At 63.7% G+C, this 23,853-nt stretch carries 25 protein-coding genes; 10 read left to right on the top strand and 15 right to left on the bottom strand.

Annotated elements, in window-relative coordinates; all coding sequences use genetic code 11:
* Nucleotides 1–874: acetoin utilization protein AcuC (locus Q1A07_RS19850; protein WP_299783858.1), on the bottom strand; the 874-nt coding region annotated here is incomplete at its 3' end.
* A 78-nt stretch (nt 875–952) separates the two neighbouring features.
* On the opposite strand from Q1A07_RS19850, the gene Q1A07_RS19855 reads away from it, so the two are divergent.
* The 8 genes from Q1A07_RS19855 (at nt 953) to Q1A07_RS19890 (ending at nt 7,834) form a co-directional block, all read left to right on the top strand.
* Complete coding sequence (locus tag Q1A07_RS19855) at nt 953–1,900, top strand: ABC transporter permease (protein WP_299783860.1); 948 nt, start codon at nt 953–955, stop codon at nt 1,898–1,900.
* Nucleotides 1,897–2,712: an ABC transporter permease gene (locus Q1A07_RS19860; RefSeq protein WP_299783862.1), complete on the top strand. Its 816-nt coding sequence runs from the start codon at nt 1,897–1,899 to the stop codon at nt 2,710–2,712. The genes Q1A07_RS19855 and Q1A07_RS19860 overlap by 4 nt, the downstream gene beginning before the upstream one ends.
* Nucleotides 2,709–4,322: a dipeptide ABC transporter ATP-binding protein gene (locus tag Q1A07_RS19865; RefSeq protein ID WP_299783864.1), complete on the top strand. Its 1,614-nt coding sequence runs from the start codon at nt 2,709–2,711 to the stop codon at nt 4,320–4,322. Before Q1A07_RS19860 ends, Q1A07_RS19865 begins: the two co-directional genes overlap by 4 nt.
* A gap of 47 nt (nt 4,323–4,369) precedes the next feature.
* Nucleotides 4,370–4,867 (top strand): GNAT family N-acetyltransferase, encoded by a 498-nt coding sequence (locus Q1A07_RS19870; protein WP_299783866.1) that lies wholly within the window; start codon nt 4,370–4,372, stop codon nt 4,865–4,867.
* Nucleotides 4,868–4,877: 10 nt separating this feature from the next.
* Nucleotides 4,878–5,624 carry an SDR family oxidoreductase gene (locus tag Q1A07_RS19875; protein ID WP_299783868.1) on the top strand — a complete coding sequence of 249 codons (747 nt, stop codon included), beginning with the start codon at nt 4,878–4,880 and terminating at the stop codon, nt 5,622–5,624.
* Nucleotides 5,621–5,971, top strand: coding sequence for a cupin domain-containing protein (locus tag Q1A07_RS19880; protein WP_299783870.1), 351 nt, complete (start codon nt 5,621–5,623; stop codon nt 5,969–5,971). Before Q1A07_RS19875 ends, Q1A07_RS19880 begins: the two co-directional genes overlap by 4 nt.
* A gap of 80 nt (nt 5,972–6,051) precedes the next feature.
* Complete coding sequence (locus tag Q1A07_RS19885; protein ID WP_299783872.1) at nt 6,052–7,053, top strand: P1 family peptidase; 1,002 nt, start codon at nt 6,052–6,054, stop codon at nt 7,051–7,053.
* On the top strand, nt 7,046–7,834 hold the full coding sequence (locus tag Q1A07_RS19890; RefSeq protein WP_299783874.1) for an alpha/beta fold hydrolase: 789 nt from the start codon (nt 7,046–7,048) through the stop codon (nt 7,832–7,834). The genes Q1A07_RS19885 and Q1A07_RS19890 overlap by 8 nt, the downstream gene beginning before the upstream one ends.
* A 6-nt stretch (nt 7,835–7,840) precedes the next feature.
* Here the strand turns inward: Q1A07_RS19890 and dxs are convergent, their stop codons facing one another.
* From dxs to Q1A07_RS19960, 14 genes are all read right to left on the bottom strand, one after another.
* Nucleotides 7,841–9,769 (bottom strand): 1-deoxy-D-xylulose-5-phosphate synthase, encoded by a 1,929-nt coding sequence (gene dxs, locus Q1A07_RS19895; protein WP_299783876.1) that lies wholly within the window; start codon nt 9,767–9,769, stop codon nt 7,841–7,843.
* A gap of 229 nt (nt 9,770–9,998) precedes the next feature.
* Complete coding sequence (gene pufC / locus Q1A07_RS19900; RefSeq protein WP_299783878.1) at nt 9,999–11,114, bottom strand: photosynthetic reaction center cytochrome PufC; 1,116 nt, start codon at nt 11,112–11,114, stop codon at nt 9,999–10,001.
* Between the two features lie 2 nt (nt 11,115–11,116).
* Nucleotides 11,117–12,112, bottom strand: a complete 996-nt coding sequence (gene pufM, locus Q1A07_RS19905; RefSeq protein ID WP_299783880.1) for a photosynthetic reaction center subunit M — start codon at nt 12,110–12,112, stop codon at nt 11,117–11,119.
* Nucleotides 12,113–12,114: 2 nt separating this feature from the next.
* A complete protein-coding gene (pufL, locus tag Q1A07_RS19910) occupies nt 12,115–12,963 on the bottom strand; it encodes a photosynthetic reaction center subunit L (RefSeq protein WP_299783882.1) in 849 nt (282 codons plus the stop codon).
* Between the two features lie 160 nt (nt 12,964–13,123).
* Complete coding sequence (gene pufA, locus Q1A07_RS19915) at nt 13,124–13,282, bottom strand: light-harvesting antenna LH1, alpha subunit (protein WP_013984575.1); 159 nt, start codon at nt 13,280–13,282, stop codon at nt 13,124–13,126.
* 12 nt (nt 13,283–13,294) lie between these two features.
* Nucleotides 13,295–13,447 (bottom strand): light-harvesting antenna LH1, beta subunit, encoded by a 153-nt coding sequence (gene pufB / locus Q1A07_RS19920; RefSeq protein WP_195822146.1) that lies wholly within the window; start codon nt 13,445–13,447, stop codon nt 13,295–13,297.
* Between the two features lie 185 nt (nt 13,448–13,632).
* A complete protein-coding gene (pufQ, locus tag Q1A07_RS19925; protein ID WP_366944120.1) occupies nt 13,633–13,875 on the bottom strand; it encodes a cytochrome PufQ in 243 nt (80 codons plus the stop codon).
* Nucleotides 13,872–15,347 (bottom strand): chlorophyllide a reductase subunit Z, encoded by a 1,476-nt coding sequence (gene bchZ, locus Q1A07_RS19930; protein ID WP_299783884.1) that lies wholly within the window; start codon nt 15,345–15,347, stop codon nt 13,872–13,874. Before bchZ ends, pufQ begins: the two co-directional genes overlap by 4 nt.
* Before the next feature lie 163 nt (nt 15,348–15,510).
* Nucleotides 15,511–17,082: a chlorophyllide a reductase subunit Y gene (bchY, locus tag Q1A07_RS19935; RefSeq protein WP_299783886.1), complete on the bottom strand. Its 1,572-nt coding sequence runs from the start codon at nt 17,080–17,082 to the stop codon at nt 15,511–15,513.
* Complete coding sequence (locus tag Q1A07_RS19940) at nt 17,079–17,252, bottom strand: hypothetical protein (protein ID WP_299783888.1); 174 nt, start codon at nt 17,250–17,252, stop codon at nt 17,079–17,081. The genes bchY and Q1A07_RS19940 overlap by 4 nt, the downstream gene beginning before the upstream one ends.
* Nucleotides 17,239–18,270, bottom strand: coding sequence for a chlorophyllide a reductase iron protein subunit X (locus Q1A07_RS19945; RefSeq protein WP_299783890.1), 1,032 nt, complete (start codon nt 18,268–18,270; stop codon nt 17,239–17,241). Before Q1A07_RS19945 ends, Q1A07_RS19940 begins: the two co-directional genes overlap by 14 nt.
* Nucleotides 18,267–19,208, bottom strand: coding sequence for a chlorophyll synthesis pathway protein BchC (gene bchC, locus Q1A07_RS19950; protein WP_299783893.1), 942 nt, complete (start codon nt 19,206–19,208; stop codon nt 18,267–18,269). The genes Q1A07_RS19945 and bchC overlap by 4 nt, the downstream gene beginning before the upstream one ends.
* Before the next feature lie 128 nt (nt 19,209–19,336).
* Nucleotides 19,337–20,461, bottom strand: coding sequence for a methyltransferase (locus tag Q1A07_RS19955; protein ID WP_299783895.1), 1,125 nt, complete (start codon nt 20,459–20,461; stop codon nt 19,337–19,339).
* The gene (locus Q1A07_RS19960) at nt 20,454–21,338 is read right to left on the bottom strand and encodes a polyprenyl synthetase family protein (RefSeq protein WP_299783898.1); all 885 of its coding nucleotides are present in this window, start codon (nt 21,336–21,338) and stop codon (nt 20,454–20,456) included. Before Q1A07_RS19960 ends, Q1A07_RS19955 begins: the two co-directional genes overlap by 8 nt.
* Nucleotides 21,339–21,431: 93 nt before the next feature.
* On the opposite strand from Q1A07_RS19960, the gene crtD reads away from it, so the two are divergent.
* A complete protein-coding gene (gene crtD / locus Q1A07_RS19965) occupies nt 21,432–22,982 on the top strand; it encodes a 1-hydroxycarotenoid 3,4-desaturase CrtD (protein WP_299783900.1) in 1,551 nt (516 codons plus the stop codon).
* The gene (gene crtC, locus Q1A07_RS19970; RefSeq protein ID WP_299784080.1) at nt 22,979–23,851 is read left to right on the top strand and encodes a carotenoid 1,2-hydratase; all 873 of its coding nucleotides are present in this window, start codon (nt 22,979–22,981) and stop codon (nt 23,849–23,851) included. Before crtD ends, crtC begins: the two co-directional genes overlap by 4 nt.
* Nucleotides 23,852–23,853: the final 2 nt, after the last annotated feature.

Here is a 23,853-nt window from a genome sequence, read left to right on the forward strand (position 1 = left end):
GGTTATACCCACCCCCGCCCAGTACAAGCAGGCGCGGCGCCATGCCCATCAGCGCCGAGACCACGGCCCAATGCGCGTTGTTGGATAGCGACAGATGCGCCAGCGGATCCTCCTCCACCCCATCCGCCCCGCAGAGCAGGACAATCGCATCCGGTCGGAACGCCTCGACCTGCGGCACGATCAGCGCCTCGCGGATGAACCCCATCTCGCTGTCATTCAGCCCGCGCGGCACCGGCAGGTTCACCGCCGCGCCACCTGCGTCATCTTCCAGAAGCCCCGTGCGCGGCCAGAGCCGCTCCTCATGCACCGAGATCATCAGGCAGTCGGGATCGCCATGAAAGCCCACGGCCACCCCGTCACAGTGATGCGCGTCGATGTCCACGTAAGCGATCCGCCGCACCCCGTTTCGCCGCAGCGACAACATCGCCAGCACGGGGTCATTCAGATAGCAGAACCCGTTGGCGCGATCCGGCATCCCGTGGTGCGTGCCACCGGGCGGGTTGTAAATGACACCACCTTCGCGCAGCAGCTCGCCCGCCAGCAAGGAGCCCCCCGCCGCAGTCGCCGGACGCCGGTAAATCTCGGGGTAGACCGGGTTGGTGACCGAGCCTAGATCATGCCGCGCCGTGTCCTCAGCCGTTGCCTTCTGTTCAGCCTCAACCCGTTGTAAAGCCGCGACATAATCGGGCGTATGCCAGACCTCCAACGCTTTGGGCTTGGCGCGCGGCGCCGTGATGAACTGGTCCTTTGGCAACCACCCCAGCGCGCGGCTCAGGTCCATCACGGTACTCACCCGTGGCACCCGCAGCGGGTGCCAGCGGCCATAGCTGGAATGGCGGAAAATCTCCGCCCCTATGAACCGGGGAGCCTCCATGGCCTCAGACCTAACACGCAGCGGCCCGCCAACAACCCCTCTGGACCGGGGCCGGGCCTGCCCCTAACCTCACCCGCAATGCTGCGCTATGTGCTCAAACGTCTGGCCTCGCTTGTCCTCAGCCTCGCGGTGGCGTCGCTGATCATCTTTACCGTGATCGAAGTGGCCCCCGGCGATCCCGCCTCCTTCATGCTGGGCCTCAATGCCCAGCCCGAAACCCTCGCCGCCCTGCGCGCCGAACTGGGCCTCGACGTGCCCAAGCTCCAACGCTACCTCAACTGGGTGGGCGGCATGCTGACGGGCGATTTCGGCACCTCCTACACCTACCGCACGCCGGTCTCCGAGATGGTCGCCGACCGCATCGCTGTCTCGCTCCCGCTGGCGCTCTATGCGCTCATCCTGTCGATCCTGATCGCCTTCCCCGCGGGCATCTTCGCCGCGTCCCGGCGGGGACAGGCAGGCGATCTGGGCGTCATGGGCGCGACGCAATTCGGCGTCGCCCTGCCCAATTTCTGGTTCGCAATGATGCTGGTGCTGGTCTTCGCCATCAACCTGCGCTGGTTCCCCGCAGGCGGGTTCGCGGGCTGGGACAAGGGGCTGCTGGCCGGTCTCACCTCCCTCACCCTGCCCGCCGTGGCCCTCGCCCTGCCGCAGGCCGCGATCCTCACCCGCGTCATGCGCTCGGCCCTTCTCGACGTGCTGGGCGAGGATTTCATGCGCACCGCCCGCGCCAAGGGCCTGACCGCGCGCCAGACCCTCTGGCGGCACGGGCTCAGGAACGCCATGATCCCGGTGCTGACAATCATCGGGCTGCAATTCTCCTTCCTCTTTGCAGGCACCATCATCATCGAACAGGTCTTCTACCTGCCTGGCCTCGGACGGCTCATCTTCCAGTCGATCTCGGCCCGCGATCTGATCGTTGTCGAAAGCGTCGTCATGCTGGTCGTCTTCGGCGTCATCGTGATCAACTTCCTCGTTGACCTCGCCTATGCCGCCGTCGATCCGCGCCTTAGGGCGCACACATGAGCCGCACGTTGATCATCGGTGCGGCCCTCTCTGCCCTCTTCATCGGGCTGGCGCTGCTGTCGTTCCTCTGGACCCCGCACGACCACACGACGCTCAACATCCCCGGCAAACTGCAACCACCCGGAGGCGCGCATCTGTTGGGCACGGACCATCTGGGCCGCGATATCCTCAGTATGATCATGGTCGGCGCGCGCACCTCCCTTGGCGTGGCGCTGCTGGCACTGGCCATCGGCCTCACCTTCGGCGTCCCGCTTGGACTGGCCGCCGCCATGCACAAGGGCAGCTGGCTGGACGAGACGATCATGCGCGGCAATGACATCGTCTTTGCCTTCCCGCTGCTGGTCATGGCGATCCTGATCACAGCCGTCTTCGGGCCCTCGGCCACCAACGCCATCGTCGCCTTCGGCATCTTCAATATCCCCGTCTTCGCCCGTGTCACCCGTGGCGGCGCGCTGCCATTGTGGGAGCGTGAATTCATCCTCGCCGCCCGTGTTGCGGGCAAGACCCGCGCGCATATCTCGGTCGAGCACATCCTGCCCAATGTGCTGAACCTGCTGATCGTACAGGGCACCATCCAGTTCGCCCTGGGCATTCAGGTCGAGGCCGCGCTGAGCTTCGTGGGCCTTGGCGTGCAGCCCCCCACCCCCTCGCTGGGACGGATGCTGGCCGACGCCCAGACGCTGGTCACCCTCGCGCCGCATATCGCGATTGTGCCCGGCGTTGTCATCATCGGCATTGTCATGGGGCTGAACCTGCTGGGCGACGGTTTGCGCGACGCGCTGGACCCCCGGTTGCAGAGGCTGCGCACATGAGCCTTCTACGGATCGACCAGCTGTCCTTGAGCATCGCGGGTATCCCCATCCTGAAAGATGTGAGCCTGTCCGTCGCCCCCGGCGAAATCCTCGCCATCACCGGCGAGAGCGGTTCCGGCAAATCCATGACCGCGCTCGCGGTGATGCAACTGCTGCCCCGCGAGACGCAGGCAACGGGCACCATCATGTTGGAGCAGACCACCCTCACCGCCCTGCCCGAACCGCAGATGTGCGCCCTGCGCGGCAATGAGATCGGCATGATCTTTCAGGAACCGATGACCGCGCTGAACCCGGTGCATACCATCGGGCGGCAGGTGGCGGAGACCATCCGCCTGCATACGGACACAACAGCGGCGCAAGCAGAGACGCGGGCCCGCGAGGTCCTCACCCGGGTGGGGCTGCCGCCAAACCGCTTCCCGCTCAGCCGGTATCCACATGAGCTGTCGGGCGGACAGCGCCAGCGGGTCGTGATTGCCATGGCGATTGCGCTGCGGCCCAAACTGCTGATCGCGGATGAGCCAACCACGGCGCTGGATGTCACCACCCAGGCGCAAATCCTCGAACTGCTGAAGGGGCTGGTGCAGGATTTCGGCATGGGGCTGATCATGATCACCCATGATCTGGCCGTGGTGGCCGGTATGGCCGACCGCATCGCCGTCATGCGCCACGGCGAGGTGGTCGAAACCGGCCCGACGCAGGACTTGCTGCACAACATGCGGCATCCCTACACGCGCATGCTGTTCGAAGCCTCGGGCCACCAGGTCGATTTGCCGGAGCCCCCGGACCCCGCGCCGTTGCTGGAGGTGCAGGACGTGCACCGCAGCTACCGCCTGCCCCGTCGCCAGCTCTTTGCCGCGCCCGGCCAATTCGATGCCGTGAAAGGCGTCAGTTTTACGCTGATGCGGGGCGAACGGCTGGGGCTGGTGGGCGAAAGTGGCTGCGGCAAGTCCACCCTGACCCGCGCCCTCCTGGGCCTTGAAGAGCCGCAGCGGGGACAGATCACGCTGGGCGGTGCCCCGGTCACCACGCAAGGAAAGCCCAATCTCGACGTGCGGCGCCGCATGCAGGTGGTCTTTCAGGACCCCTTTGGCAGTTTCAACCCGCGTCACCGGGTCGCCCGGCTGATCACTGAACCCTTCCACCTGCTGACGGACCCGCCCAAGGGTGTCGCGCGGCAGGATGCCATCGCCGAAGCCTTGACCGCCGTCGGCCTGCATCCCGAAGATGCCACACGCTACATTCACGAATTCTCGGGCGGCCAGCGCCAACGCATCGCCATCGCCCGCGCGCTGATCATCAAACCTGATCTCATCCTTTTTGACGAGGCGGTGTCGGCCCTCGATGTCTCCGTCCGGGCGCAGATCCTCGATCTGCTGGCAGAGCTATGCCGCACCCATGGGCTGACCTATCTTTTTGTCTCCCATGACCTTAGTGTAGTCCGGTCCGTCACGGATCGCGTCATGGTGATGCAGGCCGGAGAGATCGTCGAAGAGGGCCCGACCGAATCCGTCTTTACCAAGCCTCAACATCCTTACACCAGAAAGCTCATTGCGGCAGCGCCTCAGCTGCCGGACCTGAGGAGTGCGCATGAAGACGCCACGCATGGCTGATCGAAAACGCTCTGCACGCAAAAGAAACCGACAGACTGCGCCTGCGCATGTCTGATATTGTCCTGCGCCCGATCACCAGATCCGACGATGCCGAAGACGCGCTTGATCTGGCACAACGCGCCGCTGACTACGTGACCTTGGAGGTCGGCCACGCCCCGAACATGGATTTCATCGACGGGTTTTTCACTGCCGTACCGCCGGGCCTCAGCCAAGACGCCCTCATGACCTTTGCAGTGATGGAGGAACAAGCCATGGCCGGCATGATCTGCATTGCCGAAGGATACGAGTTTCCCAACGATTGGTGGATCGGCCTGATGCTGCTGGATCCGGCCTTTCGCAGGCGCGGGATTGGGCGCGCTGTGCTAAGGTTGGTCAAGCGAAATGCCCGCCGGGCCAAGATGACAATGCTGAAACTCTCGGTTCTCGAGGCGAACCCGCGTGCGGTGCATTTCTGGATGCGCGAGGGGTTTGTCCCGCATCGTCATGCCCCGGCAACGCCGGAAAGCGACGGGCACGACCGGTGGGTTTTGAAGTACCATCTTTAGGGAGGACAAGATGCGACTGACAGGAAAGACGGCCATTATCACAGGCGGCGCCTCGGGCTTTGGCGCGGGTATCGTGCGCAAGTTCACATCCGAAGGCGCGCGGGTGATGATCGCAGACCTCAACCAGCATGGCGCACAGGATTTATGTGACCAGATGGGCGATCACGCGCTGGCCTGTGCGGTTGACGTCTCGGACGGGACCTCGGTCAATGCCATGGCGCAAACGGCACTCGATGCCTGGGGGCATGTCGACATTCTGGTCAACAACGCCGGTGTGACCCACCTGCCCACCGCGCTGGAAGAGGTGGCGGAGGAGGATTTCGACCGGGTGCTGGCGGTGAATGCCAAATCGGTCTATCTGACCGCCCGCGCCTTTGTCCCGCATATGAAAACCCGCAAGGCCGGGGCGATCCTCAACATCGCCTCCACCGCCGGGGTGTCGCCGCGCCCGCGGCTGAACTGGTACAACGCCTCCAAGGGCTGGATGATCACGGCCACCAAGGCGATGGCCGTGGAACTGGCCCCCGCGGGCATCCGCGTGAACGCCCTGAACCCCGTGGCAGGGGAAACACCGCTGCTCAAATCCTTCATGGGAGAGGACACGCCGGAAATGCGCGCCAGGTTCCTTGCCACCATCCCGCTGGGCCGGTTTTCAACACCACAGGACATGGGAAATGCGGCTTGCTTTCTGTGCTCGGATGAGGCCTCTATGATCACCGGTGTGGCCATGGAGGTCGATGGAGGGCGTTGCATATGAAGACGGTGAACCTGGCCGAGAAGCTCGCGCAATTCACCAACCACTGGGACCCGCATGTGGTGGCCGACTACAATGACAACGAGGTCATGGTGGTCCGATTTCAGGGCGAATTCCCGTTCCACCTGCATGAAGACACGGATGATTTCTTTCTGGTGCTGGAGGGCGAGATGGCCATGGACCTTGAGGATTCAACCCACCCGGTGAAAGCAGGCGAGCTGTTCGTGGTCCCCAGGGGCGTGACCCACCGGCCCCGCGCGGCGAAAGAATGCAAGGTGCTGCTGATCGAGCCCAAAGGCGTGCCCAACACAGGCGACCCGGCCACAGCAACCTCGAAGCCCCGCATCTGACCCGGGGTGTTTCATCGTTCTTCAAATATGCAAATCAACATCGGCAGGCACGCGCGGCGCGTGTTCCTGATCTGCACCCCATGATCCCGGGCCCGCGCAACCTTATCACCGACGTCAGCGGGCTGAGGGTCGGCAACGCCGAGGACAGCAAGCTCAAGTCAGGCTGCACGGTTGTCACCGCACGCGCGCCTTTCATGGCGTCGGTGCATGTAATGGGCGGCGCCCCCGGCACGCGCGAGACCGATCTGCTGGCCCCAGACAAATCCGTGTCCGAGATTGATGCACTGGTGCTTTCGGGCGGCTCCGCCTACGGGCTCGATGCCTGTTCGGGTGTGGTCGACGGGTTGCGCGCCGTAGGGCGCGGCTACCGCGTGGGCGATGCTACCGTGCCCATCGTGCCCGGGGCGATCCTGTTCGATCTGCTCAACGGCGGGGAGAAGGACTGGGCCCGAAACCCCTACTCTGCTCTGGGCCGAGCGGCCTTTGACGCTGCAGGTCCGGATTTTGCTCTGGGGACTGCAGGCGCCGGGACCGGCGCCTTGACCGCCATGATGAAAGGCGGTCTTGGATCGGCGTCGCTGGCGCTGCCGGATGGCACTACCGTCGGGGCGCTGGCCGCCGCAAACCCCTTGGGCGCGGTGACAACACCAGGTGATCGGCATTTCTACGCGGCCCCCTTTGAGATCGACGGCGAGTTCGGCGGACTTGGCCCCGATCCGGCCTCCGGCCTCGGACGGGACATGACCAGCCGCAAACACGAGGCGTTCTTTGACCGCGGCAACACCACCATCGCCATCGTGGCCACCGATGCCGCCCTGACGAAACCACAGTGCCACCGCATGGCGGTGGCAGCCCACGACGGTATCGCCCGCGCCTGCGTGCCTGCCCATTCGCCGGGGGATGGCGATCTGGTCTTTGCGCTCTCAACCGGCGCGCGTCCCGACACCGATGCGGCGCGAGATGTCACGCTGATCGGCCATGCGGCAGCCCTCTGCCTGACCCGCGCCATTGCCCGCGCCGTCTATGAGGCGACCCCGGAAGACGGCGACCTGTTGCCCTGCTGGAGCACGCTGAATGCCTGATCTGGGCCTGCCAGATGTCACGCTACACTACGAGGTCATCGGCAATGGCCCACCCCTGATGCTGGTCGCGGGCATGCTTTCGGACAGCGCGAGCTGGGCACCGCTGATCCCGTTTCTGTCAGATCATTTCACCCTGATCTGCCCCGACAACCGCACCACCGGCAGAACTTTCCCGCAGGACGCCCCCGCCTCACCGAAGATCTGGGCAGAGGATGCGCTGGCCCTGCTGTCCCATCTTGGGCACGAAACATGCCACGTGGTGGGCCATTCCCTGGGTGGCTACATCGCCTGGGCCATGGCCTCACTGGCCCCGGACCGGATGCAAAGCTGCACAATGGTCGCCTCGGCCCCGCTGAGCCTTTTCCGAAACATGGACCTGTTCCGCAGCCTCGTTGCAATCCGAAGATCAGACGCACCGCCGGATACCTGGCTGCGCGTGTTCCTGCCCTGGATTTTCACGCCGGAATTCTACCAGACACCGGGCGCCATCGACGCTGCCATCGCACAGTCGCTGGCCTATCCGCATGCGCAGTCAGCGGACGCCATGGCGCATCAGCTGACAGCCGTTGCAATGGCGGACCCGGCACTGTTTCAGGCGCGCCCGGATGTGCCGATGCAGGCAATTCTGGCAGAGAAAGACTTGCTGATCCCTCTGGATCTCGCCCGGCAGGCGCTGAACGGGATCCCGACCGAGGTTGTGTCGGGATGCGGGCATGCGCCCCACTGGGACGCGCCGGATCAAGTGGCGCGCGCCATAAAACGCTTCACTGACAGCTATTGATCGGCGTCAGCGCTGCAACGACACCACCTTGCGATCCCTCTGTAGCGCCGCCAGAACCGTTCCGACAATCCCTTCGGCATCGACGCCCGCGTCGCGGTACATCTCTGCGGGGGCGGCCTGATCAATGAACCGGTCCGGCAAGCACAGCGTGCGCACCCGGCACCCGTGATCGAGCAAACCGTGCGCTGCCATGTCTTGCAGCACCATGGCGCCAAATCCGCCTTTCGCCCCCTGCTCAACCGTGACAAGCGCGCCGTGCGATTGCGCCAGCCGCGCGATCAGTTCCATGTCCAGAGGTTTGGCAAAGCGCGCGTCTGCGATGGTCACGCTGATGCCTTCCGCCGCCAGCAGGGTTGCAGCCGCTTCACACTCACCCAGATGGGTGCCCAGCGACAACAGGGCGACGTCGCCCTCCCCCTCGCGGACCATGCGGCCCTTTCCGATCTCCAGAACCTCGCCAACTTCTGGCAAGGCGACACCCGTCCCGTTGCCCCGCGGATAACGGAAGGCAATCGGGCCAGCGTCATGCGCGGCAGCCGTGGTGACCATATGCACCAGCTCTGCTTCATCGGCGGCAGCCATCACCACCATGCCCGGCAGCGCGCCCAGACAGCCAATGTCAAAAGCCCCCGCATGGGTCGCGCCATCGGCACCGACCAACCCGGCACGGTCGATGGCAAAGCGCACCGGCAGACCCTGCAGCGCAACGTCATGCACCACCTGATCATACCCGCGCTGCAGGAACGTCGAATAGATGGCGCAGAAAGGTTTCAGACCGCTCGCCGCCATCCCGGCGGCGAAGGTGACTCCATGCTGCTCGGCAATGCCCACGTCGAACACTCGGCCCGGGAAGCGTTTTGCCATGCGGTCCACGCCGGTCCCGCTTGGCATCGCGGCGGTGACCGCGACAATGCTGGGGTCGCGGGCTGCAGCGGCGGTCAACGCGTCGCCAAACACGCCTGTGTAGGAAGGCGCATTGGCCTTGGCCTTGGATTGCACTCCGGTGCCTACATCGAATTTGCTGACCCCGTGATACTTGTCAGCGGAACCTTCGGCGGGCGCATAGCCCTTGCCCTTGACCGTACAGCAATGGATCAGCACCGGCCCGGTTGCCCGCGTCTTCGCGGCGCGCAAGACGCTGAGCAATTGGCCCATGTCATGCCCGTTGATGGGGCCGATGTAGTCAAAGCCCAGCTCTTCAAAAAACGTACCTCGGCTTTCCAGCCCGGTCACCATCTCACGGGCCCGCCGCGCGCCCTCGCGCACCGGCTTCGGCGCGAATTGCTCCATCCCTTCGGCCACGGCGACCAGACCCCCGAACGGCCCCTTGCGGGTAAGGTCCGACAGAGACGACAGGTAAGACGACATCGCCCCCACGGGCGGCGCAATCGACATTTCGTTATCGTTGAGGATAACGAAAAGGCGGCGCCCTTCGGCACCGGCGTTGTTCAGCGCCTCATAGGCCATACCCGCGCTGATCGAGCCGTCACCGATAACCGCAATCGCGTCCCCTGTCGGCTGCCCCATGTCGCGCCCGATGGTAAACCCGAGGGCTGCGGAAATCGACGTGCTGGAATGGGCCGCGCCAAAGGGGTCGTAGTCGGACTCGCTGCGCTTGGTGAACCCGCTGAGCCCCCCGCCCTGCCGCAACGTGTGCATGCGGTCGCGCCTGCCAGTGAGGATTTTGTGCGGGTAGCATTGGTGCCCCACATCCCAGATCAGCTTGTCGCGCGGCGTGTCGAAAACCGCATGGAGGGCCACGCTCAACTCCACCACACCCAGAGAGGAGCCCAAATGCCCGCCCGTCTGGCTGACGGCATCGATCACCTCGGCGCGCAATTCATCCGCCAGCTGTCGCAGGTCACGGTCCGGCATCTGGCGCAGGTCCGACGGGCCAGCGACGCGGTCTAACATCGGGGTTGCGGGTTTGGTCATGGCGCACATCTCCGTTTCTGTGACGGGTGGCGGGCTCTTGCCAAAGCCGGGCTGCCGCCCTTCAGGAAAAGATAGGCGTCGCATCCGGATTGAACCGGTTGCGACGCCAGGTTCCTGTAGCCAACAGGAAGGGAACCGGGGTGCCGAAGGACCCCGTTGCCCGGACCCAGGAAGCCAAGGGTCCGTGCACGGCTGTGCCAGGGGCAGCGCCTAGACGCTGCCCGATGGCTCATTCGTAGACCGGCGCCTCTGTCGTCGCGAGCTCGGGCCAGTCTGCAATCACGTTCATCCCCTGCATCGGGCGTTGATAGCCCTTGTGGCAGGTTTTACAGGCCGCTTTCGGCGCATCGGCAAAGATTGGGCCAAGGCGCTCTGGCGGGTATGTATCCTGCAGCGGAACGAGGTATTCGGTGTTCAGTTCCTGCACCATCAGGATGCCGAGGGAGGCGGTGCCCCACTGTGGCGTGTTCTGCGAACCATCATAAAACGCGCGGCTGTTGTGGCAGAAGACGCAATTCACACCGAGGCTGTTGGAGAAATAATTCATCAGCGAATAGGTGCGTTCGGTATCCTGAATGGAGGCATAGCCATCCACGCCTGCCACCCCGGCTTCGCGGCTTTCCAGCGAATGCACGGCAATGGTTTCGCCCTCCAGCAGGTATTTCTCAAGCGCGTCAGACGGCAGAGACGTGGACTGGCTCAGCGATGTGGCCTGGTTCTGGTTGGCCGACCAGCCCGCCGCGGATGCGTTCACCGGCGAGACCTTGAACCAGATGTCCGACGGCACGTTTTCGCCGCGGTGGCAGGTGTAGCAATTCACGCCCACCTCGGCGACCGCATTTACATGCGCGTCCCAGTCCTCGTTGATCGCCTGCGTCATCTGGATCATCCGGCGCGACACGACCTTGGTGTAAAGCGTGTCTTCGCCATAGGTCTCCAGATCACCATCCCCATGGCAGTAGGCGCAGCCCTGCTCGGGCGACACCCACTGCGTGATGGCGTTCATCACACGGTTGAAGTTGTCCTCCGTCAGATCGCCCAGCACCTGCACGTTTTCATAGATGTCGCGGGCAAGATCCTCACCGCCTTCGGGCACATAGGGCGCTTCGGTATAATAGTCTTCGATGGTCGGATCCGCTGCCATGCGCACCACGTTGAATTCGGGCACCGACATGCCGGTCCCCCTTGGCCCGGTCTGCAGGCTGGAGGTCTGCGCCGGATTGCCCCAGCTGACCACCATCGCAGCGATGAACACCGCAGCCCCGGCCACGCCGACCAGGATCGCCGGGCCGAAGATATTGGTCGGGTTATCCTGATTCCATTTGTTGAACCACTTGGGCAGCATGATCAGTTCTCCTTCCCGATAAAGGCTTCGTAGGAGCCGTAGTCAGCGTATCCGTAGGAGCCGTCATACATTGGCGCGAAGTTGTGCTCCTGCGCCCAGATGAACCAGTTGTCGACCACCGTGCCGGTCAGCAGGATGCCGATGCCGCCGGTGATCGGGGTCAGCACTGCGAACCACCACGCCCATCGGTGGATACCCTCCATCGTGGCGTTGAAGCCCATGGTCCAGCGCCAGAAGAGCGCGGCGCGTTCAGTCGCCGTCCCGCGGTCATAGATCTGCTCCAGCTCGCGGTCGCCGCCGTAGCGGGTAACGGCAAGGATCGTGCCGCCGTGCATGCAGAAGAGCAGCACAGAGCCGTAGAGGAAGACGATGCTCAGACAGTGGAACGGGTTGTAGTATAGGTTGCCGTAACGGATCGAAAACGCCGTGGTCCAGTCAAGGTGCGGGAAGATACCGTAGGGCACGGCCTCGCTCCACGAGCCCATCAGGATCGGACGGAAGAGGCCCAGCACCAGGAACAGCCACACGGCAGCGGCAAAACCCCAGAAGATGTGCTTGCCCATCTTGTGTTGTTCGGCCAGCAGATAGGCCCTGAGCAGCCATGTCATCACCGAGACCAGCAAGAAGAAACTGGCAATGATGTACCAGCCGCCATCGTTCAGCGGCGGCATGGTCAGCCCGTATTCAGGCGAGGGCGGCTCCAGCGCCAGCCAGAAGAGCTGCCGGATGAACTGCGGGATCGACCAGCCGACCTGCGCCAGCATGTTGAACCCCACGATAAAGAACCACGCAAGCCCGGTGCCAAAGGCCACCATGCTGGTCCAGCCCCAGTAATAGGGACCGATCTGGCCATTGCCGAAAAGCCCGGCAAGCGTGCTGAAGAAGGGCTTGCCCACCCGCTCTTCCATCATGTTGTTGCCGGCATCGTCCATGCCCCATTCGGGCGTGCCCTGGACCTGCACCTGCGTGAAGATGTTCTGATATTCAGGATAAGCCATGATCACATCCCTCCCACGGCGATGGGGTCACCCCAGATCGGCAGATCGAGCCACCAGTTCCACCATTCCGGCCAACCGGCCGTCCAGACCGGGCCGGAGATGATGATGCAGACGGCTGAGAAGAACACCGCGTTGATCGCCAGCAGGTAGCCCAACCGGTGGATGCCCAGCGTGCCGATGGAATAGCCGATGAAATCGCGAAAGAACGTATCCTCGTGATCCGGTGTCTTGGCCTCTTCGCCCTTCTCGGGGTTGGCCGCCGACAGGATCAATCCGCCATGCAGCGCCAGCGCCAGCGTGGTGGTGAAAAAGAGCGTCACCGCCAGCATATGCGCCGGGTTGTAGTGGAAGTGCAGATAGGCGTAGCCGGTGTTGCTGACCCAGTCGAGGTGGCTGAAGATGCCGTAGGGAAATCCGTGCCCCCAGGCCCCCATCAGCAGCGGGCGGAAGATGACCAGCGTCATATAAGCGAGGATCGCAAAGCCAAAGCCGACGGGCACGTGATAGCCCATGCCAAGCTTGCGGCAGATCTCCACCTCGCGTAGCGCCCAGGAGATGAAGGCCCCCGTCGCGCAGATGGTGATGATCTGCCACAGACCGCCTTCCATCAGGGGCGCGAGGCCAAGCCCGTAGCTCAGGTCCGGCGGGGCGATGTTGATCAGCCAGGGGTTGAAGGTTCCCTGCTGGCTGGCACCCCAGAAAATCAGAATGGTTCCCAAGAGAGCGAAGAAGACCGTCGTAACCCCGAAGAAGCCCACGTAAAAAGGCCCCACCCAGAAGTCGAACAGATCGCCCCCGATCAGCGTCCCTCCGCGGACGCGATATTTTCTTTCGAAGCTGAGCAACGCCATCTTCATTCTCCGCGTGTGTGCGGCACGCCTCGGTCAAGGCGGAGGCCGTCAGATTATTATGTCCTTGGTTCGCTGCGGGCAGAGGCGCACACTCAGGCCGCCCGCAGCATTCTTTTCGTTATCAGTTGATCAAAAGCACGCCTTGCCGCGCGCCCAAGATTTACTGACCACCTGCGGCAGCTGCCGCCTCGAACCAGTTCAGGCCGCTGCTGAGAACCACCAGGTGGATCATCGCAGCCAAAAGGAAGAGAAAGACGCCCTGTGCCACGAAAACGCGGCGGGGGTCGAAGATGAGCCAGATCTTGTAGAACTTTGCCATATCCATCTCTCCTTATCCGAACCAGGGACGCCAGATGTAAGTCGCGAGATGTGCGACCACAGCTACCGCCGAGAACAGCCAGAGGCCGCTCATGTAGACGGAATGCAGTTCCTGCGCCTGTTCGTCTGTGAGACCTGTAAAGGACAGGTCGGTATTATCAGCCATAAATATTCCTCCGGAACGTTATGCTGACGCCGCGCACCCCGCGGCCGGGTCCTTTGGGGGGTTTCCCCCTCGGGGGTCTGTTCACCTTGTTGAGAGGCGGACAGTCTTGGAACTCGACAAGCGCACAACAATCGAGCAGTCGGGTCGCGCCGCTGGTCTTGCCAGCCAATGCGGCGCGAGGTCGTTCAGGCCGAAAAGATCATAGGCGTGATGATCCGTGCCTGGCTCCAGGCACGGGCCATCGGGCCCTTCTCGGTAAAGCTGCGGCTGCGGATCGCCGAGAGCGCCCAGGTCAGGGTCGCCAGCGGCAGCGTCGCCACGAAGATGATGGCAAAGTAGACCATAAATTCGGTCTTCTCGGTCTTGCGTCGGGTCTCGCGTGGCGCGTCTGTCGTCGCCTCCAACATGTCGGATGTCATGTCACTCATGTCTGATCCTCCCGGGTCATGCCGGCCATAGCCGGGTCCAGCGCACGGATGGTGTCGAGCACCACCCGTTCATCTCCAGCGGCAAGTGCTGCCGCCTCTGCTGCGTCGCGCAAGGTTTTTGCAGCTGAAATTCGTGTGAGTATCGGATGTGTCTCCACGATCCGGTCGAGCATCGCCTGCGCATCCGCATCCCAGGGGAAGTCCCGGCGCAGCGGTGTCAGCGTGGCATCTGTGGCATCCATCTCCGTGCCCAGTGGCAGGATGTGGAAGAGCGCATCAAAGAGCCCGTTACAGATTTCCTGAATGAGATAGGTCGCCCCCGCATAGCCCATAAACGGCGTGCCCGTGTGACGCCGGATTGCAGCCCCTGGAAAGCTCGCCGGGATGAACGCGGGGCTTGGCCCATGACCGCCCTTGAGTTCGGCCAGATACATCTTCTCGTTGATCGAGCCCATGACGATCAGGGGTCGCTTCTGCCCCATCAGGGCGCGCACTTCCTCGTTGTTGGTCTTTTTCCCGGCCACCCGCGCGACTGCAAAGGCGCAGGGCAGCCCCATGTCATCCTCAAGGAACAGCCGGACGCCACGTGCGTAGGTCTCATTCGCCACGATGGCAAAACTCGCCGTGGCAAAGAAATCCTGCGTGACCGACCGCCAGAGGTCCCAGACCGGCTTGATCGTGGAATGCTTCTCGGTCGTGATAAAAGGTTCGGGGTCGAGGCCCACCAAATTCCCCAGTGCGCGCAGGAATTTGGTCGTACTCTCGACCCCTATCGGGGCTTGCAGATACGGCTTGGCAAGAAGCTCGCTCAACCCGCGCCCGAACTCGCGGTACATGCAGATGTTCACATCCGCATTTACCAAATCTCTCATTTCAGCCACATGGCTACCCAAAGGCAGCACCATGTTGACCTCACAGCCGATCCCCTCGACGAGACGGCGGATCTCAGCCAGATCCGACGGCATGTTAAACGTGCCATACATCGGCCCGAGGATATTCACGCGCGGCTTGGCGCCTTCTTCGCGTTTCTTCTCCGGCGGCATCCGGCCCTTGGTCATACCGAACTCGGTGAAGATCCAGGTCATCGCCCGGTCCGCGGCCTCCCACTGATCCTCATCAATGGTGCGCGGCAGGAACCTCTGAATATTGGTGCCCTGCGGCGTGACACCGCCACCGATCATCTCGGCGATGGACCCTGTCACCACCACCGCAGGCAACGCCGGGTCGAGCGTATCCCACGCCCGCTTCATGCTCTCTTCCGTGCCCGCGCCCATCTCGCCTTCGCCCAGACCCGTCACCACAATCGGCAACTCATGCGGCGGCAGCGCGTCCGTGTAATGCAGCACGGAGGTCACCGGCAGGTTCTCACAGCCCACCGGCCCGTCGATCACGACCTGCAGTCCCTTCACGGCGCAGAAAGCATAAACCGCCCCCCAATATCCGCCCGCGCGATCATGATCCGTCACCAGCATCAGCAGAGACCCCCCAGCTTCTTCTGGCCAAAAATATCCCGGGGGAGCGCGCAGCGAGGGGGCAGAGCCCCCTTTCCGCAATACACCATTGGGGTGCGCACCCAGGTTTCTGGCGAAACCCGCCGCCGCGCCCGCGGCGCAAAATATGTATTTTGCACCGTCATCATATCATCTGCGCCGCTTTGGCCGCCCTTGCGGCCTTATCCAGCTTCTTCTGATGCTGCGCCCGGAAGTCAGGCCGCAGGTTCGGCACACCCTCCCAGACACCCGCAGTATCGCCTGCGCCCACATCTTCGAAAAACGCCTTCATCCGGCCCATGCGATCCTTGTTGTCGATGGCCACATTGATCACTTCCGCCAGCGATCCGGCCCCCGCGACACCCATAAGAGGTCGCGCGGAAATCAGGTTGGTGAAGTAGAGACCGGGAATGCCCAGCTCCTTGGCTTTCTGAACCACCGGCGTGGTCCCAATCGCCAGATCAGGCTGCACCGCTTCCATCGCTGCACAATCATCCTCCAGCGACGCGCGGTATTTGACCGTGACCCCCTTCGCCGCCAGCCACTCTGCGTCCGCCGCCGACCAGGGTGACTTGGCGCAGGCCGTGCCCACATAAGGCACCTCCGCCCCGCTCTCGATCAGCAAGCGTGCGACCAGCAACTCAGACCCTTCATAGCCCGAGAGCGTAATGGTGCCCTTGATGGGTGTCGCAGCCAGCGCGCCCCGGATCGCGGGCAACACAGCGTTTTGCGCAGCAGCGATATCAGCAGCAGAGACACCATGGGTCTCGCCAATGCTCTGCAACCAGCTGGCCGTGCCATCATACCCTACCGGCGCGGAGCCGACGACGGGCCGCCCGGCGGCTTTGAACGCCCGCACCGTATCCACATAGAACGGGTGGATCGCCGCGACGACCGAACAGTCGAGCGCCGCATAAAGCTCGCGCCACTCCCGGCAGGGCAACACCGGCCCGGCGGCCAGCCCCATCGGCGCCAGCATCTGACCAATCATCATCGGATCAGCGGGAAACATCTCGCCCAAAAGCGCCACCGTCGGGCGCGTGGACTTACCGCCAACCGGGGCCGCGACCGGGCCTGCTTCGGCCTCGGCCCGAGCATAACTCAGCATCGCACCAGCCAGCACATCCTTGGCCTCGGCATGGGTTGGCACGCCGAAACCCGGCACGTCGATGCCAACAATCCGTACGCCGTTGATCTCCTTTGGCAACAGCCGCAGTGGCACGCCGCTGGCCGTCGGCACGCAGAGGTTCGTCACCACAATCGCATCATAGCGATCCGGGTCTGCCAGCTCATGCACAGACTCGCGAATGTCTTCAAAGAGCTTGCCGGTCACCAGCGTTTCGGAATTGAAGGGCACATAGCCCACCGACCGCCGCGCGCCGTAGAAATGCGACACAAAGGTCAGCCCGTAGACGCAGCAGGCCGAACCGGAAAGCACCGTCGCCACCCGCTTCATCCGCAGACCTACACGCAGCGATCCAAACGCCGGGCACATCGACTGCGGCTTGTCATGCGGTCCCATCGGGTAATCCGCCTTGAACTTGTCGAGCAATTCCGACTGTCCGGCCATGCGCGCGGCATCGGCCATCTCCGCACCGGAATGGCACCCTGCGCCATCGGCAGGCGCCGCCTCCGCCACACGCGTCACGTCACCATGGGGATGACCCTTGATCACCTCCACCCCGGCAGCGTCATCATATGTGACTTCCTGTTTCACTCTGCTTTGACCTTGTCACCGCGCCCTTCACGGCGCATCGCATCCATCAGGGAAATGGATTTCTCAATCACTTCCCGACTGGCCTCGTGGATGGCGAGCGACTGCCGGCTCTTGGAAGCGCTGCGTTCAACCGCCTGCTGGCTGTGGGTGAAAAGCTCAGGCCTCGTCATAGACCACCTCCAGCGACGGTTTGGGGGCTGCGTTCTTGCCGCGCATATCCGCGTCAGAGGCAGGTTCGAGCACGATGTCACCCCCCGTCTCGGAGGCATCGAAAAGACCCAGCAACCCATCCTGATCCAGCGGCACAGGCCGCACCGGCGGCGCCTCTGCCACGTTCTCGCCAAGCTGGGCAAAGAGGTCTCCCCATTGCGAGGCCTGCGTGCCGACAATCTGGTAGTTCGCGGACTTCTTGCGCAGGTCATCGTCCTGCGGAATGGCCGCGAGAACCGGAATGTCGACGGCCTCGGCAAAGGCCGCGGCCTCCCCAGTCCCATCGTCCTTGTTGATCACGAGACCCGCGACACCGACATTACCGCCCAGCTTGCGGAAGTATTCCACTGCCGAGCAGACGTTGTTGGCGACATAAAGCGATTGCAGATCGTTCGACGCAACCAGGATCACCTTCTGCGCCATATCCCGAGCGATCGGCAGGCCAAAGCCGCCGCAGACCACGTCGCCAAGGAAATCCAGCAGCACGTAGTCAAAATCCCAATCGTGAAAACCAAGCTTCTCCAGAAGCTCAAACCCATGGATGATCCCGCGCCCGCCGCAGCCGCGCCCGACCTCGGGGCCACCGAGTTCCATTGCAAAGACGCCGCCGCGTTTGAAACAGACGTCGCCGATCTTCACCTCTTCACCTGCCAGCTTCTTGGCGGTCGAGGTTTCGATGATCGTCGGGCAAGCCTTGCCGCCAAAGAGCAGAGAGGTGGTGTCTGATTTCGGGTCACATCCGATCAACAGCACGCGCTTACCCTGCTCCGCCATCATGTGGCTGAGGTTGGCGAGGGTAAAGGATTTGCCAATCCCGCCTTTGCCATAGATTGCGATGATCTGCGTTTTCGAGGTGGGTTCGCTTTGCGGCACCTCCAGCGTCGGCTCGGACGCCTCCTCGCGCAGGCGCTTGTCGAAATCCTTCAGGTCTGGCACGTCGCCCGCAGCCGGGGTCTTGGTGTCGATACCGTCTTTCACGCCACGTCCTTCCAGTTCAAAATCATCTTCAGGCAATCCGCATCGGTGAAGGCCTGCCGGTAGGCCGACGGGGCCTGATCCGCACCCGTCTCATGGGTGATCAGCCCATCCAGGCTCAGCGTGCCGCTTTCCACCAGCGCGCGGGTGGCGGCCAGATCGTCGTGTGTCCATTCGGCGGCAACGCGGAACCGCGCCTCCTTCATGAAGGCCGGGGGGAAATCAAAACGAATGGGCTCCTTGTAAAAGCCTGCCAGCACGACCTCACCGCCCTTACCCAGAGCAGCCACCAGATCGTTCAGCACCTCCATGCTGCCCGAGGCATCATAGACGGACATGTAATCGCAGCGCGTGTCGTCCGCGGGTGCGATCACCTCATAGCCCATGGCCCCGCCCCGCCGTGCCGGGTCAATCTCCCAGACGGTGGGCGCAGGTGCCCCGGCGGCGATTGTCAGGCGGGCCAGCAAGCGGCCCAGCACACCGTGACCCACGATCAGGTCGGGCACGGACTTGTTCAATCCGGCCATCGTGTGCCGTGCCGTGGCCGCCAGCGCCAGCAGCGCCCCTTGCGCGCCAAGACCTGCATCGATTCGCGTTACACGATCTGCTGCGGTTACGATCCGGGAGGCGGCACCGCCAAACAGCCCGAAGGCCCCGTCATAGCAATTCGCCCCCGGCACGAAGACATGATCGCCGGGGCGGTAGCCGGTTGCAGAGGCAGCCTCGACCACTTCGCCGACGGCCTCATAGCCCGGCACCAGTGGGTAACCCATGCCCGGAAAGGGCGGCATATCCCCCGTCCAGAAGAGCTTTTCCGTTCCTGTGGAAATACCGGAGTGCTGGATATCAACCACCAGATCCGCGGCCCCCGGCGGTGTGAGCGTCAGGGTATCTACGTCAAGATCGCGTGGACCTTTCAGGAGAACGGCGGTGGTTTCCAAATCTCTCTCCTCGCTGGCGTGACCGCTTTTGATCTCTGTCAAAGACTCATCCCGCAGCTCATGCTGTCACTGTCAGTTTAATCTTACATCTTATTGTGTCAACTAAATTGGACAGTTCGCCCAGGACACTATCCCGGTTTGCGCGCCGTCAGCACCCGCGTGACGTAAGCCCGCGCCGGTTTCGGGCTGCGCATGTCCACAAATCCTGCGGTCGCACAAAGGTCGGATATCTCATCCGCCGACCGCACGCGCCCGGTCTGCATAGCCAGCGTATAGAAAGCGAAATAGACGTCCCCCGCCGGATCGGGGGAGGTGCCCCCGCCCATCGGCTCGGAAATGATCAGACGACCACCGGGCGGCAGCGCCGCGAAGGTCGCCGCCAGCAGCTTGCGCACGGTGTCATCAGAGTGATCGTAAAGCACCCGGATCAACGAAAGCGCATCTGCACCCGGAGGCAAGGGATCCTCCCGAAACGACCCGGCGTGGATGGTCACCCGGTCCCCCATACCCGCCGCATTGAGCCGCACACGCGCCGCCGATACCACCTGCGGCAGATCGAAGAGCATCATCTTCATCCCCATGGCCTGTTGCCCGGCTACCTCTAGAAAGGCGCCGGTGCCGCCGCCCACATCCAGCAAACACTGCGTGTTCTTCAGCGAAACGGCGCGCAGCGTGTCCTCTGCCACCAGCCGCTGGCTTTGCGCCATCAGGTCGGAATATGTCGCAGCTACGTCCGGATCAATGTCGCCGCGCGCGCCAAAGACGTAGGGCCAGAATTCCGATAGCTCCGTCTGCGTTGGCCCCTGCAGCAAAGCAACGGGATCGGCCAGGTCGGCGTAAAAGGCGCGGTGATGACGGATCATCGCCTCCAGCCCCGGCACGCCCATCAGCGCCGCCCCCTTGCGCGCCAACCGGTACGCCCCCTTGCGGTCCCGCTTGAGCAGGTCCAGCGCCGCGGCCGCCTGCAGCAGCACCCGCATCCGATCCGCCGGAATGTCTGTCGCGCGTCCCAGCAGATCAGCGCTTTGCGGCCCTGCGCGCAGACGTCTGAGAATATCGAGCTCCACCAACGCCATCAGCACCTGGCTTTGCACAAACCCCTGCACCACATCGAAAAGCAGCGCGCCATCTTTGCGCGCCTGCCTGCGGGTCAGGGGAAATTTACTGGCCCAGCTTTGAAAGCCGGGGCGTGCGACCAGCCGGTTCAGCCAGCCACCACGCCAGCCCGGCATGTCGCCAGCGGTGTCAGACATTGCTGCGCGTGGCGGTCACATGGGGCGCGACGGGCGTCAGCCGCTCGGCATAGGTGCGCACCATCTCGGCCAGCTGCGCCTCTCCCGGACAAGAGGGGATCGAGGCAATGGCCCCGCCCAGAATATCCTTCAGCCGCGAGATCGCGCCCTGCACGCCCAGCAGCGACACCGCGTTGGGACGCCCGTGCAGATCATCCTGACCGGCGGGTTTGCCCAGAGTTTCTTCATCGTAGAGCGCATCGCGTAAGTCATCCGCCACCTGGAACGCCTCGCCAATCCGCGCGCCCAATTCAAACCAGGGCTCTGCTTCCTGACCGGCGGCCACCGCACCCATCTGCGTCGCCGCGATGAACAACGCCCCGGTCTTGGCCTGATGGTAGGCCGAGAGGTCGATCTCCGCCTCGCTCTCCCACCCCTGCCCTGCGCAGATGCCACCCGGCATGCCGGTACGCTGTGCGAGCGTCAGGATCATCTGCGCCACACGGTCCGGGGCATGCGCCGACTGCCGCGCCAGCGTCTCGAAGGCCAGCACGATCAGGCTGTCCCCGGTCAGCACGGCCAGTGGTTCGGAATAGGCCTTGTGCACCGACGCCTTGCCCCGGCGCACATCCGCGTCATCGAAACAGGGCAGATCGTCATGTACGAGGCTCGCGCAATGGATCATCTCCAGCGCAGAGGCGGCGGCATCGGTCAGCCCGGGCTTGTCGTCCCCGCAGGCCATCGCCACGGATGTCAGGATTGTGGGCCTTATGCGTGCGCCCCCGGGCGCGGTCGCATATCCCAGCGCCGAGGCCAGCCGGGGCGGCACCGCACCCCGCCCCTGCCCCACGGAAACTGCCGAGGAAATTGCCGCTTCGATTCGGGAGGTCATGCCCATGGGGGATCCTTTCACCGGCAGAGTGTCATATATTTCCGACACTAAAGTGTAAATCATACTGGACACATTGCCGCTGCGAGTCAACAATCCCCTATGGCTGTGAAATCCCCTTCCCTGAGACGCCCGCGCCCGGAGGCCATCGTGATCGGTGCGGGTATTGCCGGGCTGGCCACGGCGCTCAGGCTGGCCACGGGCGGCATGTCCGTCACGCTTCTGGAGCGTCACGGCCACACCGGCGGCAAGATCAGAACCCTCCCCAGCGACGCAGGACCGGTGGACGCGGGCCCCACGGTGCTAACCCTGCGCCATGTCTTCGATGCGCTTTTTGCCTGCGCGGGCGCGCGGCTCGACGATCATGTGACGCTGATCAAACAGGACACCCTCGCCCGGCATTTCTGGTCCGACGGCAGCCGCCTTGATCTCTACGCAGACACGGATCGCACCATCGCCGCGATTGATGATTTTGCAGGCGGTGCGGCAGCCAATGAGTTTCGTCAATTCCACACCCACACCGCCCGACTGTTCGCGGCTTTTGACGCGCCGATGATGCAGGCCCCCCGCCCCCGAGTGGCAAAACTGATCCCCCGTGTGCTGCGCCAGCCCACGCTGATCCCCGCCATGGCCCCGCTGTCGACGCTGGCGGCACATCTGAAACGGCAGTTCAGCGATCCGCGTCTGGCGCAGCTTTTTGGCCGCTATGCCACCTATGTCGGCGGCGCGCCGCACCTCAGCCCGGCGATCCTGTCGCTGATCTGGCAGGCGGAATCCGCAGGTGTCTGGGTCGTCAAAGGGGGCATGCATGCGCTGACCGAGGCCCTGACCCGGCTTGCGTTGGATCGGGGTGTCCACCTGCGCCGCAACACCCACGTGGACCGGATCAATGTTATCGGCGGGGCGGTCACCGGCGTAGAAATCAACGGCGGTGAACAGCTGGACGCCGATACGATTGTCTACGCCGGGGATCCGCGCGCACTGGCCACCGGCAGCATGGGAGCGGCCCTGACCTGCGTTGCGCCGCAAACCGCCAGACTGCCCCGGTCCTTTTCGGCGCGCGTACACAGCTTTGCCGCGATCCCCTCGGGGGTCGACCTCGCCCATCACAACGTCTTTTTCGCCGATGATCCCCGGTCGGAATTCGATGACCTGATGGCCGGCAAAATCCCCCGCGACCCGACGCTTTATCTCTGCGCCGAGGATCGCGGCCAGGACAGCCCCCCTTGCACAAAGGAGCGCTTTGAGATCATCTCGAACGCGCCGGCCACCTCAACACTCACCCCTCCAACGGATTTGGACCTATGGCATCATCAGATCATGCAGAGGATGGCGGATATGGGCGTGACTATGTCGCCGACACCGACCGCCACAGCGATCACGACACCGCAGCAGTTCGCCGAGATGTTCCCCGAAACGCTAGGCGCGCTCTACGGGCAAACGCCGCACGGGCTGACCGCGGCGCTGAGGCGGCCCACGGCGCAGACACCGATCCGGGGGCTGTGGCTGGCGGGCGGCGGGACACATCCGGGCGCGGGCCTGCCGATGGCCACCCTCTCCGCCCGTCACGCGGCCGAGGCGATCTTGCGCGGCCAAACTTCGACATCAAAGTCGGGCCAAACGGCTATGCGTGGTGGTATGTCGACGGCCTGAGCGATTGCGGCACCCGCGCGGTCTCCGTCATCGGGTTCATCGGGTCGGTCTTCTCACCCTGGTACCGCTGGTCCGGGCGCAAAAACCCGCACAACCACGTCTGTATCAACGTGGCGACCTATGGTCCGGGCGGGCGCTTTGCCATGACGGATCGCGGCACCTCTGCCCTGCGGCAGACCGCCTCGCGGCTTGAGGTTGGCCCCTCGATGATGCGCTGGAATGGTGCGCAGCTAATCATCGACATCGACGAGATCTCCGGGCCGCCGCTGATCAACCGCCTGCGCGGGCAGATCCGCGTGACCCCCTCGGCGCTGACATCCGTGGAACTGCCGCTGACCGAGGATGGCGCGCATATCTGGCGCCCCTTTGCGCCGAAATCACGGATCGAGGTCACAATCGACAGACCGGGCTGGCAGTGGGAGGGCGAAGGATATTTCGACGCCAATTTCGGGACCCGCGCCCTCGAAGAGGATTTCAGTTATTGGACATGGGGTCGGTTTCCGACCGGCGACGGGGCCACGTGTTTCTACGACGCCACCCGGCTGGATGGCTCACAGCTCGCGGCAGGGTTCCACTTTGACGAAGACGGACACGGCGCGGCAATCCCCTTGCCCCCCAAGACCCGCCTGCCCCGCAGCCTCTGGGCGGTAAAGCGCGAAACCCGGTCCGATCCGGGACCTGCGCCCAAACAAAAGCTCGGCATGCTGGACGCGCCGTTCTACACACGCTCGGCTGTGGAAATTCAGCTGGGCAAGGAACGCGTCACCGGCGTGCATGAAGCGCTGGACCTGCGGCGGTTCCGCAGCCCGTTGATCAAACCGATGCTGGCCGTGCGGGTGCCCCGCCGTCGGCACTGGAGTTTCGACTAGCC

This window comes from uncultured Roseobacter sp. (genome assembly GCF_947492555.1).
GTDB lineage: Bacteria > Pseudomonadota > Alphaproteobacteria > Rhodobacterales > Rhodobacteraceae > Roseobacter.

Excerpts from the sequence above, each read along its gene's own strand:
- Q1A07_RS19855 (WP_299783860.1), top strand. The coding sequence starts at position 953 with ATGCTGCGCTATGTGCTCAAACGTCTGGCCTCGCTTGTCCTCAGCCTC.
- Q1A07_RS19860 (WP_299783862.1), top strand. The coding sequence starts at position 1,897 with ATGAGCCGCACGTTGATCATCGGTGCGGCCCTCTCTGCCCTCTTCATC.
- Q1A07_RS19865 (WP_299783864.1), top strand. The coding sequence starts at position 2,709 with ATGAGCCTTCTACGGATCGACCAGCTGTCCTTGAGCATCGCGGGTATC.
- Q1A07_RS19870 (WP_299783866.1), top strand. The coding sequence starts at position 4,370 with ATGTCTGATATTGTCCTGCGCCCGATCACCAGATCCGACGATGCCGAA.
- Q1A07_RS19875 (WP_299783868.1), top strand. The coding sequence starts at position 4,878 with ATGCGACTGACAGGAAAGACGGCCATTATCACAGGCGGCGCCTCGGGC.
- Q1A07_RS19880 (WP_299783870.1), top strand. The coding sequence starts at position 5,621 with ATGAAGACGGTGAACCTGGCCGAGAAGCTCGCGCAATTCACCAACCAC.
- Q1A07_RS19885 (WP_299783872.1), top strand. The coding sequence starts at position 6,052 with ATGATCCCGGGCCCGCGCAACCTTATCACCGACGTCAGCGGGCTGAGG.
- Q1A07_RS19890 (WP_299783874.1), top strand. The coding sequence starts at position 7,046 with ATGCCTGATCTGGGCCTGCCAGATGTCACGCTACACTACGAGGTCATC.
- dxs (WP_299783876.1), bottom strand. The coding sequence starts at position 9,769 with ATGACCAAACCCGCAACCCCGATGTTAGACCGCGTCGCTGGCCCGTCG.
- pufC (WP_299783878.1), bottom strand. The coding sequence starts at position 11,114 with ATGCTGCCCAAGTGGTTCAACAAATGGAATCAGGATAACCCGACCAAT.
- pufM (WP_299783880.1), bottom strand. The coding sequence starts at position 12,112 with ATGGCTTATCCTGAATATCAGAACATCTTCACGCAGGTGCAGGTCCAG.
- pufL (WP_299783882.1), bottom strand. The coding sequence starts at position 12,963 with ATGGCGTTGCTCAGCTTCGAAAGAAAATATCGCGTCCGCGGAGGGACG.
- pufA (WP_013984575.1), bottom strand. The coding sequence starts at position 13,282 with ATGGCAAAGTTCTACAAGATCTGGCTCATCTTCGACCCCCGCCGCGTT.
- pufB (WP_195822146.1), bottom strand. The coding sequence starts at position 13,447 with ATGGCTGATAATACCGACCTGTCCTTTACAGGTCTCACAGACGAACAG.
- pufQ (WP_366944120.1), bottom strand. The coding sequence starts at position 13,875 with ATGAGTGACATGACATCCGACATGTTGGAGGCGACGACAGACGCGCCA.
- bchZ (WP_299783884.1), bottom strand. The coding sequence starts at position 15,347 with ATGCTGGTGACGGATCATGATCGCGCGGGCGGATATTGGGGGGCGGTT.
- Q1A07_RS19940 (WP_299783888.1), bottom strand. The coding sequence starts at position 17,252 with ATGACGAGGCCTGAGCTTTTCACCCACAGCCAGCAGGCGGTTGAACGC.
- Q1A07_RS19955 (WP_299783895.1), bottom strand. The coding sequence starts at position 20,461 with ATGTCTGACACCGCTGGCGACATGCCGGGCTGGCGTGGTGGCTGGCTG.
- Q1A07_RS19960 (WP_299783898.1), bottom strand. The coding sequence starts at position 21,338 with ATGGGCATGACCTCCCGAATCGAAGCGGCAATTTCCTCGGCAGTTTCC.
- crtD (WP_299783900.1), top strand. The coding sequence starts at position 21,432 with ATGGCTGTGAAATCCCCTTCCCTGAGACGCCCGCGCCCGGAGGCCATC.